Raw genomic sequence first — 278 nt, forward strand, 5'->3', positions numbered from 1 at the left:
GCCCTTCCTTACTCAGTTTTGGATTTACATTGGTAATTTCATACAAGGAGATCTCGGTCCGAGCTTCGTTTATCAAGACTTCAGTGTTACACAGCTCGTCGCACAATCATGGCCTGTTTCAGCAGTATTAGGCGTACTCTCTTTTTGTATTTCCGTTCCACTTGGCATGTTGCTTGGCACCATTGCGGCATTGAACCGAAATAGCCGCCTAGATTACGGCCTGATGACACTTTCGATGACTGGAGTTGTGGTTCCGGCTTTCGTGCTTGCTCCAGTTT

At 46.8% G+C, this 278-nt stretch carries 1 pseudogene; it reads left to right on the plus strand.

Annotated features, from left to right (window positions below):
• Positions 1 to 278 (plus strand): annotated as a pseudogene (locus tag O4H47_RS17885) (ABC transporter); the annotation flags it as partial.

The organism is Maritalea porphyrae, from assembly GCF_027213965.1.
Taxonomy (GTDB): domain Bacteria; phylum Pseudomonadota; class Alphaproteobacteria; order Rhizobiales; family Devosiaceae; genus Maritalea; species Maritalea porphyrae_A.